The following is a 17,110-nucleotide window of genomic DNA, read 5'->3' on the forward strand; positions in this document are numbered from 1 at the left end:
TTAAATATGGTATCCCATAGGGGATTCGAACCCCTGTTACCGCCGTGAAAGGGCGGTGTCCTAGGCCTCTAGACGAATGGGACACAGTTGATACGTTATACTCTGTATCGAGTGAATACTCATTGATGTCTGTAGGCTAAACACCAGTGCTAGTTACCTATAATGAAGCACAAAACCCTAAGGATTCGAACCCCTGTTACCGCTGACTCTTTATAAACCAAAGTGGGCGATGTCCTTAGCTCTATTTCTAGACGAATTTGACACAGTTGATACGTTATACTCTGTATCGAGTGAATACTCATTGGTGTCTGTAGGCTAAACATCAATGCTAATATCTATTTAAAGATAGTTAAGTAAGTGGTGGAGCTACACGGGATCGAACCGTGGACCTCTTCACTGCCAGCGAAGCGCTCTCCCAGCTGAGCTATAACCCCTCTTACTTAATGCTTTTGGATATGCTACTAGAAAAAACTAACATCATGTCTCAACTGCGAGGCGCATTCTATGCAGCATACCCAAAAGTGTCAACTCGTTTTTTAGGAATTTATTCTATCTGCTACAAATTCAATCGCTTTGGATATTCTTTGTGCAGATCTTTCTTTTCCGATTAAGAACAAGGTTAAATCTAACGCAGGAGACTGCCCTGCGCCTGTCACGGCAACACGTAAAGGCATACCCACTTTACCCATACCGACATCAAGTTCAGTTGCTGTCGCTTCAATAACGTGGTGAATATTCTCTACACTCCAATCATTTAGCTCAGATAATTTTTGATTAAACAATGTTAGAGGCTCTAGTGCAACGCCACGTAAATGCTTTTTAGCTTGGGCTTCATCAAAATCTGCAAAGTCTTCATAGAAGTATCGGCTTGAAGCGGCTAACTCTTTTAGTGTTTTCGCACGTTCAGATAGTGCCGTAACAATTTCAGTTAGCGCTGGGCCATTACTGGTGTCAATTTTCTGATCATCCATATGCCACTGTAAATGCGATGCGACATAAACAGGATCGAGAGACTTGATATAATGTTGGTTTAGCCAAACGAGCTTATCAGTATTAAAAGCTGAAGCCGCTTTATTGATATCATCTAATTTAAACAGCGTTTTCAACTCGTCCATTGAAAATATTTCTTGATCACCATGAGACCAACCTAAGCGAACAAGGTAGTTTAATAGTGCTTCAGGTAAATACCCGTCATCACGGTACTGCATAACGCCTACAGCACCATGTCGCTTAGATAGCTTGGCGCCATCGTCACCTAGAATCATCGACACATGAGCATATTCAGGAATAGGTGCGCCTAAGGCTTTAAGGATGTTGATTTGGCGTGGAGTATTATTGATATGATCTTCACCGCGTACAACGCAGGTGATGCCCATATCCCAGTCATCGACTACAACACAGAAATTATAAGTAGGTACGCCATCGGTACGCTTAATAATTAAGTCATCAAGCATATCGTTAGAAATTTCGATACGTCCACGGACGTGATCATCAAATATCACACTGCCTTCGATAGGGTTTTTAAAGCGAACAACAAAGGGCTCATCAGTATCACGAGGCGCAAGGTTACGACAGCAACCGTCATATTTTTGTTGTAGACCTTGTGCAGCTTGCTCTTCACGCATGCTTTCAATACGTTCACGAGAACAATAACATTTATAGGCAGTGCCTTTATCAAGCATTTGCGCAATAATTTCATTGTAACGATCAAAACGCTTAGTCTGGTAGTAAGGACCTTCATCCCAAGTCAAACCTAACCAGTTCATACCATCAAGGATAGCGTCACAGGCTTCTTGAGTTGAACGTTCAATATCAGTGTCTTCAATACGAAGTACAAATTCACCATTGTTAGCACGAGCGTGCAACCATGAATAAAGTGCTGTTCGAGCACCACCTACATGAAGAAAACCAGTTGGACTTGGAGCAAAACGCGTCTTGGTAGTCATAATCGGACACTAACCTATTTATAAACGTCTAAAGAAGACAAACAAAAAAATGTAACGCTATTCTAACAGTCAAACCCAACAGTTGAAATGGCGGACATCTAAACCTAGGGTTGTTTTTGAATTTTCTTTATTATTGAGTACAATCCCTTGTTCAACAAAGCATCAAAGCGAACAATTTTAGCCCGACTGGCAATATTTTAAATAAAAAGCGTTGACAGGTTTTGCTTGCCCCCTATAATACGGCCCCACACAGCGAGGTCGATTAGCTCAGCTGGGAGAGCACCTCCCTTACAAGGAGGGGGTCACTGGTTCGAGCCCAGTATCGACCACCATATTTTTATTTATGGAACATTACTGTTAATTATTATCCCAGGTCGCTTAGCTCAGCTGGGAGAGCACCTCCCTTACAAGGAGGGGGTCACTGGTTCGAGCCCAGTAGCGACCACCATATAATTTTCAGAAGTTTTTGTGTAGAGTCCCAGGTCGCTTAGCTCAGCTGGGAGAGCACCTCCCTTACAAGGAGGGGGTCACTGGTTCGAGCCCAGTAGCGACCACCATATCTTTTATAGATTGATGGACTCAAAAGTAAAATATCCCAGGTCGCTTAGCTCAGCTGGGAGAGCACCTCCCTTACAAGGAGGGGGTCACTGGTTCGAGCCCAGTAGCGACCACCATATTTTACCAATAGTTATAAAAAAATTGATATCCCAGGTCGCTTAGCTCAGCTGGGAGAGCACCTCCCTTACAAGGAGGGGGTCACTGGTTCGAGCCCAGTAGCGACCACCATATCAATTTAGTTTTGCGCTATATCCCAGGTCGCTTAGCTCAGCTGGGAGAGCACCTCCCTTACAAGGAGGGGGTCACTGGTTCGAGCCCAGTAGCGACCACCATCTAGCCTCATCCTCAATATCCAACATCATCAAACACAATCAAAAATAATCCCAACCTAATTAAACCAAACATTGTAATTTTTTGATTTCCATTATCATATCTGTTCATTTTTGCTATTGGCCTAGTCGCGAATATAGCTGTTTATGTTGAATCCTATTGTTTATACCACAATAAAAAAACCACTCATTGTGTGAGTGGCTTTTGCAGTAGAGGTGAGTTACAAACTATCTCGGGTAGGTTTTAATCTAAACCCAAAAAACCACCGGTTTGGTGAGCCCAAAGCTGTGCATATATGCCTTTAGCGTCAATGAGTTCTTGGTGGGTTCCTTGCTCAACAATACAGCCTTTATCTAATACAATTAGCCTATCCATAGCTGCAATCGTCGACAGTCGATGCGCTATCGCGATCACTGTTTTGCCTTCCATTAATTCATACAATGATTCTTGAATCGCGGCTTCGACTTCAGAGTCGAGCGCTGATGTTGCTTCATCAAGTAATAAAATGGGTGCATTCTTTAGCAATACTCTTGCAATGGCAATGCGTTGGCGTTGGCCACCAGATAGCTTGACTCCGCGCTCACCAACTTGGGCATCGAGTCCTTTGTTACCAAATGGATCAGTTAAATTATCAATAAACTCTGCTGCTTGTGCTTGAGTGATAGCAGCTACTAGTTGCTCGTCACTGGCATGTGGATCGCCGTACAAAATGTTTTCACGAATTGAGCGATGCAGCAAAGATGTGTCCTGAGTAACCATACCAATGTTTGCCCGTAATGAGTCTTGGGTAATATCTGTTATAAGTTGGTCATCAATGAGTATTTGGCCTTTTTCAACATCATGAAAACGCATTAGTAAGTTTACTAACGTCGACTTTCCTGCACCAGAGCGTCCTACTAAACCGACTTTTTCGCCAGCTTTAATATTCAGGTTTAGCTGTTCAATGACTCCTGCTTTTTCGCCATAATGAAAACTCACTTGGTTAAAATCGATTTTACCCTGATCAACAGTAATGTCTTTGGCGTTGGGTTTATCTTGAATCGCAATCGGTTTCGATAAAGTATTCATTCCATCGGTAACGGTACCAATGTTTTCAAATAGTGAACTGATTTCCCACATGATCCACTGTGACATACCATTTAAACGAAGGGCTAAACTTACAGCAATGGCAATTGCGCCAACCGTAATCGCATTGTCAGCCCATAACCAAATAGATACCGCAGCGATAGTAAACGCCAATACGTAATTAATGATTTGTACTAAGACATTAATGATCGTTACCAGGCGCATTTGGCCATAAACAGTTTTTAAGAAATGTGTCATGCTGTCTTGAGCATAGTCAGCTTCTTGGGTGGTATGTGAGAACAGCTTTACGGTAGAAATATTGGTATAACTGTCAACAATACGCCCGGTCATGGTTGAACGAGCATCGGCTTGCTCTGTGGATATCGCCTTTAACTTTGGCACTAATTTCCACTGAATTAAGACGTAAGCAGCCAACCATACCAGCATGGGCAGCATCAGGCGCACATCAGCAGCGGCAATCATCACCAGCATCGAGGTGAAATAAACCAAGATATACATGAGAACGTCGAGTAATTTCATCACAGTTTCACGGACCGCAAGCGATGTTTGCATAACCTTAGTGGCTATTCGTCCGGCAAAGTCATCTTGATAAAATGAGATGCTTTGTTTAAGCAAATAGCGATGTGCTTGCCAGCGAATCGCCATGGGGTAGTTGCCCAATAGTGTTTGATGCACGATAGACGCATGGAGCCAGACAATCAGCGGAATAACCACTAACACAAGCACCGACATGATGATTAATGTTGTACCTTCATCTTGCCATAAAGTTTGCGGGTTTTTGGTCACTAACCAATCGACTAATTTGCCCATAAATCCAAAGAGCGAGACTTCCAACATCGCCAATATGGCCGTTAGCACCGACATCACAATTAAAGGTAACCCAAATCCGCGGGTATAATGGCGGCAAAATGCATACAGGGTATTGGGGGGCTGGGTCGGCTCTTCTTGTGGCAGTGCTTGGGTCAATGATTCAAAAAATTTAAACATCTAATGCTCTAACGTAATGGTGAAAATTCTGCTGACTAGGATAACGTAAATCTACCAAATGTAATCGGTTAAATTGTTACATTATACGAAACGATTGAGTTCCGTTTTCCGCTAGTCGTGGTTGTTGTGTTTAGGTAAGATAATTACTCAAATACGCAGTGCACTGAAAAAGGTTCAGTTTTTCTATTGCACTTGACTAAAGTTAACGAGGTTAACGTAATTAATGGTACAGATTAACAGCGATTGCAATATTACAGCTCAGATCTGCCAACAGGCGAGATTGAGTCGTGATGCACGCTTTGATGGTCAATTTTTTACTGGGGTACTTACCACCGGGATCTATTGCCGCTCAATCTGTCCCGCCCCAGCGCCCTATGAAAAAAATGTTCGTTACTTTGATTCTGCTATAAAAGCGGCGAATGCAGGGCTCCGGCCTTGTCTGAGATGTCGACCAGATAGTGCTCCAAGCTCCTTTGCGTGGTTAGGCACTCAAACAACATTAATGCGAGCCATCAAGTTAATTGAACAAGGCTTTTTGAGTGGCGACAACGCTGGAACTGTCGAGTCGTTGGCACAAAAGCTCGGCATTAGCAGTCGCTATCTACATAAACTCTTTAATCAAGGAATGGGGACATCGCCTAAACGCTTTGCGTTATATCAGCAGTTGATGTTTGCTAAACAGTTATTACACCAAACACAATTATCAATGACTGAAGTTGCTATGGCTGCAGGCTTTAATAGCATCAGGCGGTTTAATGAATTTTTTAAACAACAGTTACTGTTAACCCCGAGTGATTTGCGCCAAAAAAGCCGAGGTTCAACGGACGATACTCATCCTTATAAAGATAACCAAGTGAGAACTTACAGTAAACCAATTACATTAGCATTAGCTTACCGACCGCCTCTGAGTTGGAGTAAAATGTTAGCTTTTTATGCCTTTCGTCAAGTCGACAATATGGAAGTTATTGACGATGAATTAGGTCGTTATGGTCGAACATTTTCATTTGATGGGGTTGACGGTTTTTTTTATGTTTCGCCTAATATCGATAAACCCCAGCTGGATGTGAGTATTTACTTACTTGATGCTAACGATATTAAATCATTACATCATATTGTATTGCAATTACGGCGTATGTTCGATTTAGATGCTGACATGGTAGTTATCCGCCAAGCATTGTTACCCATTATTACATTAGGAGCTCAAATTGACTCTGGCTTGCGTATTCCAGCCACGGGCAGTGTGTTTGAAGCTGCTTGTAGAGCTGTGTTAGGGCAACAAGTGAGTGTATTGCAAGCGACTAAGTTATTAAATTTACTGGTTAAGCATTATGGTGCAACACTTCTCATTGATGGTAAGACTTGGCGATTATTTCCGACGCCAGAAACTATTGCTGCAGCATCATTGGATGAACTAAACATGCCTGGTGCTCGAAAATTAGCATTGAATGCTTTGGGGAAATTTGTACATCAACATGCAGACTCAACACCTGACGATTGGCTTGAAGTAAAAGGTATTGGTCCGTGGACTGTCGCGTACGCTAAGATGCGCGGCTTAAGTGATCCAGATATGTTTTTGAGTTCTGATTTAGTTATCAAAAAGCGCTTGTATGCGTTGCATGAGCAGGCGGGTAAATCCATTGAAACACCAAAATCATATTTAAGTATTGCTGCAGATATGACAAAACAAGCATCACCTTGGGGCAGTTACTTAACCTTTCAGCTTTGGGATCACGATCCTGTCGCTGCCAAAAACGGATAATTTTATGACCCATTTTACGTCGCCTAAGTGCCATGCCTTAGTTACGAGTCCTGTTGGCTTACTATCGCTTAAAGCATCTGAGCACGGATTAACCCATTTACAGGTTGAGGATCTGGCTCAAAGGAGTTTAACGGTAAACGTTCATGCTCAAGTTACTTTGCCGCAAAGAGATATCGAGCCTGATCCAGCCATATTACTAGAGGCGCAGCGCCACATTGATGAAACTGTGATTCAGTTAGCTGAATATTTCGCTAAGACCAGGCAACAATTTGATGTGACCTTAGCGCCGAAAGGGACTGTGTTTCAACAAGAGGTTTGGCAAGCATTGAGTCAATTGCCATTTGGAATGCGTTGCAGTTACAGTGATATCGCTAATACCATAGGTAGGCCTAAAGCGGTCAGAGCGGTAGGTGCAGCAAATGGCGCCAATCCGATAGCGATAATTGTCCCTTGCCATCGCGTGATAGGCAAGGGCGGCAAGCTAACTGGTTATGCTTATGGGCTTGAGATGAAACAGTGGTTACTCGACTTAGAAGGGATTGAACAAATTCGTTAATTTATCTGACTGCTGGGGTAAAGTACGTTAAAATGCGCGATTGATATTCATTTTTTGAGCGCATTTGATACATGACCCAAGCTTCTCTCGCGACGACTTTTGCTGAATTTGGCCTGCATACTCCATTGTTGGCAAGATTGGCTGAGCTTAATCACCATCAGCCGACCCCTATTCAAGCTGAAACTATTCCAAGCACGCTAACTGGTAAAGATTTACTAGCAGGTGCCAATACCGGCTCGGGTAAAACAGCTGCTTTTGCGCTACCGATATTGCATCAATTAGTCAGTCGTCAAGCTGTATCATCTAAAGGAAATTTTGTTAGTGCGTTAGTTTTAGTGCCTACAAGAGAGTTAGCCAAGCAAGTTGCCGACAGCTTTAAATCCTATGCGGTTCACTTAAATGGTGACATTAAAGTGGTTGCGGCCTTTGGTGGTGTGTCTGTTAACACTCAGATGTTAGCATTACGCGGTGGTGCTGATGTCGTGGTCGCAACACCAGGTCGTCTGCTCGATTTAGTTTCGTCTAACGCATTAAAGCTATCTCAAGTGTCAACCTTAGTGCTTGACGAAGCTGACCGTATGTTAAGTCTAGGTTTTACTGAAGAGCTTACTCAGGTGCTTGACTTACTTCCTAAGAAAAAACAGACGTTATTGTTTTCTGCCACTTTCCCTGATGAAGTTCGCCAACTAACGCAAGCGCTGTTAGTCAATCCGCTTGAGATACAATTACAAAGTGCTGAAGCAAGCACCTTAGTTCAGCGTGTCATGACGGTTAATCGTGAAAAAAAGACTGCCTTACTGGCTCATCTGCTTCAACAACATCAATGGCGTCAAGTGCTCATTTTTGTCGGCGCTAAAAATAGTTGTAATCATTTAGCTCAAAAATTAGCTAAACGTGGTATCACTGCTGAAGTCTTTCACGGAGATAAAGCGCAAGGTGCGCGAAGTCGGGTATTGGAAGGTTTTAAAGCCGGCGAGATTCAAGTGCTCATTGCAACAGACATTGCTGCCCGTGGTCTTGATATTGAAAAATTACCAGTGGTAATTAATTTTGACTTACCGCGCAGTCCAGCAGATTATATGCATCGAATTGGTCGAAGTGGACGTGCAGGAGAGGTCGGTTTAGCGTTGACCTTGCTGTCCCATGATGAGTATCATCACTTCAGTGTTATCGAGAAGAAGAATCAGATCCGCCTTGAGCGTGAACAAGTTGTTGGATTTGAGGCTGATGATGTAGTGCCCGAAAACGTGCTGGAACAACCTAAGCCAATGGCTAAGCCTGAAGGCAGTGGTAAAAAGAAACGTAAAAAGTTGTCCTCAGTTAATGTTGATATTTGGGCTAAAAAACCAGATTAGTAGTAGGTAATATGAAACATATTTTTTGGTTAGTTGATGGACAAGTTGCAGGTCGTAGTGGTCCAAACAAAGATGCATGGAACTTAGCTGAGTTACAGCAAGCGGGTTTCGGTGCAATTGCATCATTAAACAATGGTGAAGGTTGCGACACTAAGGCCATGGCAGAGTTAGGTATTCGTCATAAAGTATTTAATTTACCTGACAATATTCCACCTGAGCCTGAGGATTTAGCCATTTGTGCTGAAATACTACCTCAGGTACTCGCATTTATTCGTGAGTGTGAAGCTGATAATTTACCTGTGTTACTTCATTGTCGTTCAGGCATTAATCGTACTGAAGTGGTAATGGCTTATTACATGATGGAAAATGGTGCAGCGCCCTTACATGCTGTTAGCCAAGTGCGTAATGCCAGTGGTTTAGCGTTTGATGCTGATGGTTGGGATCAGTTTGTGTATGACGTGCTCTACGAGCTCCAATCTGCTTCAAACTAATTGAGTTAAATTTAAATATTGCATCAGGGAGACAATAGGTGAGATCAATCATTGATTTCATCTATGTCTCCCTTCGTAGTTTTAAAGGGCTTAGATCAGCGTAAATATTTATGCTCATGAGTCATTTGATATATATTTTAGGCAGTTATGCCAGGTAATGCCTATAATGTGAATTGTCACACAGCATTTAGCTATTTGAAGTTTACGTTATTTTTTGAGCTGCCTTTTCCGTTCTATATAGACTAATCGTGGTGACAAGAGTATTGATAGCAATAGTCATCAGCGGCAAGCGGTTAACGTAACTTGATAACTCGGTAATATTTATCAAGAGTTAATGACAAAAAATGATGTATTGAAGCGTGATCGCAATCGGCATTATATCAGTGCTGACTATTATCAGGTGAATTGCTAATTTTGTGATTTGTAATGCTATTTGTAGATAAATACCGATAAAAGCTAGTCTACATATTGACAATAAATGCTATAGTGAAGTTGATTTCAGTCTTCAGATGAAGGGGTAATAATGAGTCCTAAAATAAGCAAAGCGAATCAATCACAGGGGCTATTGCTTTTTAAGTTGAATCAAACACAATTATTTGCCTTGGGTACTCTAAAAATTCGTGAACTCGTACCGTATACTCCTTTAACTAAAATCCCGCATTCTCACCCTGCTATTCTTGGCGCGGCGACTATTCGTGGTATGACTATACCGGTTATTGATATGGCGGCTTCTATTGGTTATAAACCTGTGAGTGAGTCTGAGCGAAAAGATTGCTACATCATCATTACCGATTGTCAGCGAATGGTCATTGGTTTTCTGGTACGTGGCATTGATAAGATCATTGAGTGTAATTGGCGTAATATTGAGGCGCCTTCTGGCAACTTAGGCAAAAATGCCTTTTTAACTGGTGTCACTCGTTTTAATGATCAATTAGTGCAATTACTTGATGTCGAATTGTTATTATCGAAAATATTCCCTGATGATCCCATTAGTAATCGAGCAATATTAACTGATGTTCAACGTGAAAAATTATCACCATTGCGTATTTTACTGGTCGACGATTCCAAAGTTGCCCGTAAACAATTATCCGATGCTCTGGACTCCATTAATATAGCGTATCAAGTCACCGCAGATGGCCGTGATGCATTGCAAATGATGCAGCTAGCCGCCGCAGAAAGAAAACCTATCGACTTATTGGTAAGTGATATTGAAATGCCAGGTCTAGATGGTTACGAATTAGCCTTCGAAGTTAAAAATAATCCGGCAATTGAGCATGCATATATTATTCTTCATACCTCATTATCGAGTGAAATAAGTGTCAGCCAAGCCAAGCAAGTTGGCGCAAATGAGGCATTAACGAAATTTGATGCTAAAGAGCTGATTGAAGCAATGCTTAGAGGCGCACAGGCATTACAACCAAGTTAATGGTGATATTTTTTGATATTTATTCATTTTTAACATGGTTAACAATTTTGCAGCAAGTTGTCGGTAAGCTTCAATTTAATGCTTTCTTTATGAGCGAAGCTTAAATTTTTTTACTCATTTTGTATCAATACTAGACTTATCACACACCATCCTGATATATAGCTATGAGGCTTTTACAGTGTTCAGTATATTCGCTGTTCACAAGGTAATGCTTAACTTTAATGAGGGAGTGCTATCCCTGAAAACGGAATGATTGAAGTGTGTTAATTGAGCGTGTTGAATTGATCGTACATCAATGAGTAAAACAGCAGGGTGTTTTCAGTAATAGCATTGATATTATCAATGATGTTGTCAGTATTAAAACGTATGTTTTATATCACCACATGCAGTGGGTGATAACTGTTCAGATATGATTAACATTTTGATGTTTCCCTTTCTAAAGATAAGTAAAACCTTGATCATAAAAAGCTATAAATATAATAATCATAGGTTAAGTAATGAATCAAAAAACATCACTATTCGCTCGTATCGCTCACGGTAGCCTTGTGCTTCAAATTATCAGCGGGATCATTTTGGGTGTGGTCCTGGCAAGTATTTCCACAACTGGTGCCAACAATGTGGCTTTTTTAGGCTCACTCTTTGTGGGAGCTTTAAAGGCGATTGCGCCAATACTGGTTTTTGTTTTGGTGGCATCATCTATTGCTAATCAAAAGAAAAATAGCCAAACCAATATGCGTCCGATTATTGGGCTATATCTTCTGGGAACCTTTGCTGCAGCATTAACCGCAGTGTTATTTAGTTTTGCGTTTCCAACCACTTTACTATTAACCGCCGGAATTGAAGGCTCAAATCCTCCTCAAGGCATTAGTGAAGTTATCAATACCTTATTATTTAAAATTGTCGATAATCCAGTTAATGCATTATTAACCGGTAATTATATTGGCATTTTGGTGTGGGGGGCAGGCTTAGGGATAACCATGCATCATGCCAGTGACAGTACTAAGAGAATGCTTTCTGATGTCAGTGATGCAGTGTCGAATATTGTCCGCTTTGTTATCCGTTTAGCACCTATCGGTATTTTCGGCTTAGTGGCTGCTACCTTTGCCGAAACAGGTTTTGAAGCCATAGCGGGCTATGGTCAATTACTGATGGTGTTAGTGGGATCGATGCTATTTATTGCTTTGGTGGTTAACCCTATTATTGTGTATGTCAAAATTAAACGTAATCCTTATCCATTAGTGTTTAAGTGTTTACGTGAAAGTGGGGTTACGGCATTTTTTACTCGTTCTAGTGCAGCCAATATCCCGGTAAACATGGCTTTATGTGAAGAACTTAAATTGCATAAAGACACCTATTCAGTGTCTATTCCTCTTGGTGCAACAATCAATATGGGCGGTGCAGCGATTACTATTACGGTATTAACTTTAGCTGCTGCAAATACATTGGGAATTCAAGTCGATTTTATGACGGCACTGTTATTGAGTGTTATTGCTTCTGTTTCAGCTTGTGGTGCATCAGGTGTTGCCGGTGGGTCGCTATTGTTGATTCCATTAGCATGTAGCTTATTTGGTATTTCTAATGATGTTGCGATGCAAGTGGTGGCTGTTGGCTTTATCATTGGAGTGATCCAAGACTCTGCTGAAACAGCATTGAATAGCTCTACGGATGTAATATTTACCGCTGCAGCATGTGAAGCCGCTGAAGCGAAAGAAGCTGCTCAAGCTAGTTAATGTTATGACACTAATTAAAAAATGCTGACGTCACCGCGTCAGCATTTTTTTTCGTCTAATCTGGCTTCACTCATATTATTAAAATGGATGCTGACTAAAAAAAGTCATTTCAGCTTGGCTGTAAGGGTGAGTAATTGTGAGTGACTGTGCATGCAAGTTTAAACGTTTACTGGCATTGATCGTTGCAGCATCACCATAAAATTCATCGCCTAAAATAGCATGACCAAGGGATAACATATGCACCCTAAGTTGATGAGTTCGACCCGTATGCGGCTTAAGTTCCATCAAGGTTGAGTGTGGTCTATGTTCAAGTACTTGGAAGTAGGTTAACGCAGCTTTGCCTGTGCTGGTGAGCATTTGAAATGGCGGCGAATCAGGGTTTGGGCCGATAGCAAAGTTTACTTTCCCCTGCTGTTCATCGACGTGGCCAGTGACTTCTGCAATATACACTTTTTTGGCTTGGCGATTTTGAAATTGAATTTTTAAATGTGATTCGGCTTTTTTGGTTCGCGCAAAAATCATAATACCCGAGGTGTCGCAATCTAAACGATGGATCAAAATGGCTTCAGGATGGCATAGTTGCAAGCGGGTTATTGCGGTATCAAATGTGTCTGGCGAGCGTCCTGGGTTTGATAATAACCCAGAAGGTTTATTAATCACGATAATATCACGGTCTTTATAGCGAATGTCCAACCAAGGAATAGATGGCGGCTTATATGTAAAGATGTGCATGATAAGGTGTTCTCTTTGATTGAGTCTGATTCAGGTAAGATGTGTGGCACTGATGCTTATGAGTACTCAGCCATGCGCACTTATGGCGCGAATAATAACAAAATTTTGCTAATAACAAAAAAATCAATTATCCAATTGATATAGAGATGTTTGGCTAAAGGTTGTTTACCAAGTCGCTAACCACAAGCGCAACGACATGCCCCAACTGCTGGTTACGCCTGAGGTGACAAAGCGAATATTGTTATTCGTATCGATGATATAAATCGCGGGTAGAGCCATTGCGCCCCATTGTTGGCTTAATGATATTGCCTGAGGTTGGTTTTGTTGATTGATCACCTCAAAACGATAATCATGCTGCTGCATAAAGGTTGTTATTTCAGCATCGGTACCTGATGCAACTGCAATAGAAGCCACTTGATAATCTTGATCTGAACTGACCGAGTTAACCATAGGCGAGGTGACTTGGCATATCGGGCACCAAGTACCCCAAAAATATACCAACGTAGGTTTATTGCTGATACTCAAAGAGTTGGATTGCTGTTCCATCTCAACAGATGTTGAGGTAAACAGTGATATGGGTTTATTAGTTATCGAGTGTGCTTCAATTGGGACAGCAGCACCTTTGCGCATATCTCGTTGCAAATAACTGGCAATAAAAAATAATGCTATTCCAATGAGTGTGATATCACGAAGGCTTGTAAGCCAAAATCGCTTGGATTTGAGGGTGGATTTTAGGTTGATTACCCATGATGGCATCTTAATTCACTCCTGTTATTACTCTCTATAATGGTAAATATTCAGCAGGCGTTTTACGACTATACAATCTGCTATAGGCCATCAATTGCGGATAAAAGGTTCTAAATGCAATTTCGATGTCAACATAAATTTTATCAATATCTTTAATGGCATGGTCAAACAATTCAGGTTTTGATAATCGCTTACTTACCCCCTTAATCGCCTGGTTTAACCCCGGCCTTGTTTGATAACTACTTAACCAATCCTGCTCAATAATTTGTGGCGCTATTGCTTGTAATGTCGAAGGGAGTTCAAGTGTCGTATTGAGCTGGTGGTAGGCTTTTTGACAAAACTCATCTAGTGGCTGATGATGGTACTCTTCCCAATAAAAGGCTAAATAATGATCAAATACTAGGTCAATCAATATGGGGGCTACCCGACGTGAGGTTTTAGGGAATAACTTGAGCAAATCGATAATAATTTCATGACTGTCAGTAATTTGGTCTATTTGACGGTGTAGCCATATTCCTTGCTGCAGATGCTTCGGATGTTGGCTAATGTTACCTTTGGCGAAATCTCCCGACAAATTAGCTACTAGGTGAGTATTGCTGATGTCGGCTAAATGTAAGTGAGCTAGAAAGTTCATAAATGGTACTTCTAATTTTATTATTTTACAGTATGATACAAGCCGTTTGTAACGAACTGTTACAATTAGGCTAGAGTGTGAACTTAATCATAACGATTTATATAAAAATGTCATTGAGTATTGGACATCATTATTGTTGTGACATGCTCAAATATAACAGCCGTTAAAGGGTATATGATTAATCTTAAGGGTCAAGGATGATGAAGAGTTTGATAAAAAAGTTATTAGGTCGGTCTACAGTACCTAAGAGAAATAAAGTACACATAGATATGCGCTACGAAGAACATTCATATAAGTCGAATCAACCATTTAATGACGCTAAGCCCAATTCGATTGATACAGATGATATTGCTACAGAGGTTATTAAACAAAAACCGACAAAAAAGTAATCAGTAAACTTGATCTTAACCGGCGCTCGCCATAGACTAGCGGCCGTTTTTACTGTTGAGATTATACCATGCGCGTTGCAGATTTTTCTTTCGAACTCCCAGATGAGCTGATTGCTCGCTATCCGACAGCACAACGCAATGCTTCGCGTTTACTCACGCTAAGTGGCGAAAACGGTCAGCTTGCCGACAAACAATTCACCGATTTACTCAATTTGATCAATCCTGGTGATTTGATGGTGTTTAATAACACTCGAGTTATTCCAGCGCGATTATTCGGGCAAAAATCTACGGGTGGGAAGCTTGAAATTCTCGTAGAACGTATGCTTGACGACAAACGTATTTTGGCCCACGTTCGCAGTTCTAAATCCCCTAAAGTTGATACTCTTATCGACTTAGATGGCGGATATCAAATGAAAATGTTGGCCCGTCATGATGCCTTGTTCGAACTTGAGCTTCTGTCTGATAAAAGTGTATTAGCAGTGCTTGAAGATGTCGGCCATATGCCTCTGCCTCCTTATATCGACCGTCCAGATGAAGACGCTGATAAAGAGCGTTATCAAACGGTATATAACCAAACGCCAGGTGCTGTGGCTGCGCCAACGGCAGGTTTGCACTTTGACGATGCCATGTTGGCTGAATTAAAAGCTAAAGGTGTCAATATTGCTTTTGTGACCTTGCATGTAGGTGCAGGTACGTTTCAACCGGTTCGAGTTGATAATATTCTTGAGCACAAAATGCATTCAGAGTGGGCTAATGTTGGCCAAGATGTCGTTGATCTCATCGCGCAAACCAAAGCCAATGGTCATCGTGTGATTGCCGTCGGAACAACGTCTGTTCGTTCGCTTGAAAGTGCAGCCAGAGCCAGTGGCGATGGCCCATTACAAGCCTTCTGTGGTGACACAGATATTTTTATTTATCCCGGTTTTCAATTTAAAATCGTTGATGCCATGGTGACCAATTTTCATTTGCCTGAGTCGACATTGATCATGCTATTAAGTGCTTTTGCTGGTTTTGATGAAGTGATGAACGCTTATCAACATGCTATTACGCAGAAATATCGCTTTTTTAGCTATGGTGATGCCATGTTTGTGACGAAAAAAGCCCCCTAAGCAACGAATTTGATTTAAAATACTCGCCCACAATAGTGGGCGTTTTTTTGATTTAATGTCTCAGTAACCTTGAAGCATTAAGATTTGCCCTCATTACTATAGAAACTAAACGAGTCAGACTGTTTATCTGGCAAGGTGATTTATGAAATTTGAATTAGATACAACAGATGGTCGTGCACGTCGCGGACGTCTTATTTTTGATCGTGGCACCGTAGAAACGCCAGCATTTATGCCTGTGGGAACATACGGTACCGTAAAAGGGATGACGCCGGAAGAAGTGCGCGCGACGGGTGCCGATATTTTATTGGGTAACACCTTCCATTTATGGCTGCGTCCAGGTGAAGAAATCATGCGCAAGCATGGTGACTTGCACGATTTTATGAATTGGCAGCGTCCAATTCTAACGGACTCAGGCGGATTCCAAGTGTTCAGCTTAGGTGACATCCGTAAAATAACCGAAGAAGGTGTGCATTTTCGTTCACCGATTAACGGTGAAAAGATTTTCTTAGACCCAGAAAAATCAATGCAAATTCAGGATTCTTTGGGTTCTGACGTGGTGATGATTTTTGATGAATGTACTCCATATCCAGCAACTCATGACGAAGCGCGTAAATCGATGCAAATGTCATTGCGTTGGGCAAAACGCTCGCGAGATGAGTTTGACCGCTTAGAAAATCCAAACTCTTTGTTTGGTATTATTCAAGGTGGAGTATTTGAAGACTTACGTGACGAGAGTATAAAGGGTCTTTTAGATATTGGATTTGATGGCTATGCCGTTGGTGGTCTAGCCGTGGGCGAGCCTAAAGCTGACATGCACCGCATTTTAGAGCATGTTTGTCCGCAGATCCCTGCTGACAAACCTCGCTACTTGATGGGCGTAGGTAAACCTGAAGACTTAGTTGAGGGCGTGCGTCGCGGTGTGGATATGTTCGACTGTGTTATGCCAACGCGTAATGCCCGTAATGGTCATTTATTTACTAGTGAAGGTGTGATTAAAATCCGCAATGCGCGTCATCGCGATGATACATCAACATTAGATCCTAAGTGTGATTGTTACACCTGTAAAAACTATTCACGTGCATATTTATACCATTTAGATCGTTGTAATGAAATTTTAGGTGCGCGTTTAAACACCATCCATAATTTACGATATTATCAAATGTTGATGGAAGGTTTGCGTGGCGCAATTGAGACAGGTACATTAGACACCTTTGTTAAGGAGTTCTACACCAGTTTCGGTCGTGAAGTACCTGAATTAATCGTTTAATTTTAGCT

Annotated in this window: 13 protein-coding genes and 8 tRNA genes; 14 read left to right on the plus strand and 7 right to left on the minus strand. The window is 41.5% G+C overall.

Annotated features, from left to right (window positions below; all coding sequences use genetic code 11):
* Positions 1-7 precede the first annotated feature (7 nt).
* The 3 genes from H5164_RS02270 to gltX form a co-directional block, all read right to left on the minus strand.
* A tRNA-Glu gene (locus H5164_RS02270) sits at positions 8-83 on the minus strand.
* 275 nt (positions 84-358) lie between these two features.
* Positions 359-434: transfer RNA gene (locus tag H5164_RS02275), tRNA-Ala, on the minus strand.
* A 102-nt stretch (positions 435-536) separates the two neighbouring features.
* Positions 537-1,946, minus strand: a complete 1,410-nt coding sequence (gene gltX, locus H5164_RS02280; protein ID WP_124016283.1) for a glutamate--tRNA ligase — start codon at positions 1,944-1,946, stop codon at positions 537-539.
* Between the two features lie 256 nt (positions 1,947-2,202).
* Here gltX and H5164_RS02285 point away from each other — a divergent pair.
* The 6 genes from H5164_RS02285 to H5164_RS02310 all read left to right on the plus strand — a co-directional run bounded on the left by H5164_RS02285 (position 2,203) and on the right by H5164_RS02310 (position 2,836).
* Positions 2,203-2,278 (plus strand) — tRNA-Val (locus H5164_RS02285).
* Positions 2,279-2,318: 40 nt separating this feature from the next.
* Positions 2,319-2,394 (plus strand) — tRNA-Val (locus H5164_RS02290).
* Between the two features lie 33 nt (positions 2,395-2,427).
* A tRNA-Val gene (locus H5164_RS02295) sits at positions 2,428-2,503 on the plus strand.
* Between the two features lie 41 nt (positions 2,504-2,544).
* Positions 2,545-2,620, plus strand: a tRNA-Val gene (locus tag H5164_RS02300).
* A 36-nt stretch (positions 2,621-2,656) separates the two neighbouring features.
* A tRNA-Val gene (locus H5164_RS02305) sits at positions 2,657-2,732 on the plus strand.
* A gap of 28 nt (positions 2,733-2,760) precedes the next feature.
* Positions 2,761-2,836 (plus strand) — tRNA-Val (locus H5164_RS02310).
* Positions 2,837-3,077: 241 nt separating this feature from the next.
* Here H5164_RS02310 and H5164_RS02315 read toward each other — a convergent pair.
* The gene (locus H5164_RS02315; RefSeq protein WP_182754585.1) at positions 3,078-4,907 is read right to left on the minus strand and encodes an ABC transporter ATP-binding protein; all 1,830 of its coding nucleotides are present in this window, start codon (positions 4,905-4,907) and stop codon (positions 3,078-3,080) included.
* A 223-nt stretch (positions 4,908-5,130) separates the two neighbouring features.
* Between H5164_RS02315 and H5164_RS02320 the strand changes: the two genes are divergently transcribed.
* From H5164_RS02320 to sstT, 6 genes are all read left to right on the plus strand, one after another.
* Positions 5,131-6,666 carry a DNA-3-methyladenine glycosylase 2 family protein gene (locus H5164_RS02320; protein ID WP_182754586.1) on the plus strand — a complete coding sequence of 512 codons (1,536 nt, stop codon included), beginning with the start codon at positions 5,131-5,133 and terminating at the stop codon, positions 6,664-6,666.
* Positions 6,667-6,670: 4 nt separating this feature from the next.
* Positions 6,671-7,222 (plus strand): methylated-DNA--[protein]-cysteine S-methyltransferase, encoded by a 552-nt coding sequence (locus tag H5164_RS02325; protein WP_182754587.1) that lies wholly within the window; start codon positions 6,671-6,673, stop codon positions 7,220-7,222.
* A gap of 71 nt (positions 7,223-7,293) precedes the next feature.
* On the plus strand, positions 7,294-8,577 hold the full coding sequence (locus H5164_RS02330) for a DEAD/DEAH box helicase (protein ID WP_182754588.1): 1,284 nt from the start codon (positions 7,294-7,296) through the stop codon (positions 8,575-8,577).
* A gap of 11 nt (positions 8,578-8,588) precedes the next feature.
* Positions 8,589-9,068: a dual specificity protein phosphatase family protein gene (locus H5164_RS02335; protein WP_124016288.1), complete on the plus strand. Its 480-nt coding sequence runs from the start codon at positions 8,589-8,591 to the stop codon at positions 9,066-9,068.
* Positions 9,069-9,591: 523 nt separating this feature from the next.
* Positions 9,592-10,494 carry a chemotaxis protein CheV gene (locus H5164_RS02340; protein WP_124016289.1) on the plus strand — a complete coding sequence of 301 codons (903 nt, stop codon included), beginning with the start codon at positions 9,592-9,594 and terminating at the stop codon, positions 10,492-10,494.
* Between the two features lie 497 nt (positions 10,495-10,991).
* The gene (sstT, locus tag H5164_RS02345; RefSeq protein WP_182698087.1) at positions 10,992-12,224 is read left to right on the plus strand and encodes a serine/threonine transporter SstT; all 1,233 of its coding nucleotides are present in this window, start codon (positions 10,992-10,994) and stop codon (positions 12,222-12,224) included.
* Between the two features lie 78 nt (positions 12,225-12,302).
* Here sstT and H5164_RS02350 read toward each other — a convergent pair whose 3' ends face one another.
* The 3 genes from H5164_RS02350 to H5164_RS02360 all read right to left on the minus strand — a co-directional run bounded on the left by H5164_RS02350 (position 12,303) and on the right by H5164_RS02360 (position 14,337).
* Positions 12,303-12,956 (minus strand): RluA family pseudouridine synthase, encoded by a 654-nt coding sequence (locus H5164_RS02350; RefSeq protein ID WP_182698086.1) that lies wholly within the window; start codon positions 12,954-12,956, stop codon positions 12,303-12,305.
* Positions 12,957-13,121: 165 nt separating this feature from the next.
* Positions 13,122-13,712 (minus strand): protein disulfide oxidoreductase, encoded by a 591-nt coding sequence (locus H5164_RS02355; protein ID WP_182754589.1) that lies wholly within the window; start codon positions 13,710-13,712, stop codon positions 13,122-13,124.
* Positions 13,713-13,737: 25 nt separating this feature from the next.
* The gene (locus H5164_RS02360; RefSeq protein WP_124016293.1) at positions 13,738-14,337 is read right to left on the minus strand and encodes an ACP phosphodiesterase; all 600 of its coding nucleotides are present in this window, start codon (positions 14,335-14,337) and stop codon (positions 13,738-13,740) included.
* A gap of 457 nt (positions 14,338-14,794) precedes the next feature.
* On the opposite strand from H5164_RS02360, the gene queA reads away from it, so the two are divergent.
* On the plus strand, positions 14,795-15,835 hold the full coding sequence (gene queA / locus H5164_RS02365) for a tRNA preQ1(34) S-adenosylmethionine ribosyltransferase-isomerase QueA (protein ID WP_182698083.1): 1,041 nt from the start codon (positions 14,795-14,797) through the stop codon (positions 15,833-15,835).
* A gap of 142 nt (positions 15,836-15,977) precedes the next feature.
* Complete coding sequence (tgt, locus tag H5164_RS02370; protein WP_182754590.1) at positions 15,978-17,102, plus strand: tRNA guanosine(34) transglycosylase Tgt; 1,125 nt, start codon at positions 15,978-15,980, stop codon at positions 17,100-17,102.
* The last annotated feature ends 8 nt before the right edge of the window (positions 17,103-17,110 follow it).

Origin of the sequence: Shewanella sp. SG41-3, assembly GCF_014164545.1 — a bacterium.
Classification (GTDB): Bacteria; Pseudomonadota; Gammaproteobacteria; order Enterobacterales; family Shewanellaceae; genus Shewanella; species Shewanella vesiculosa.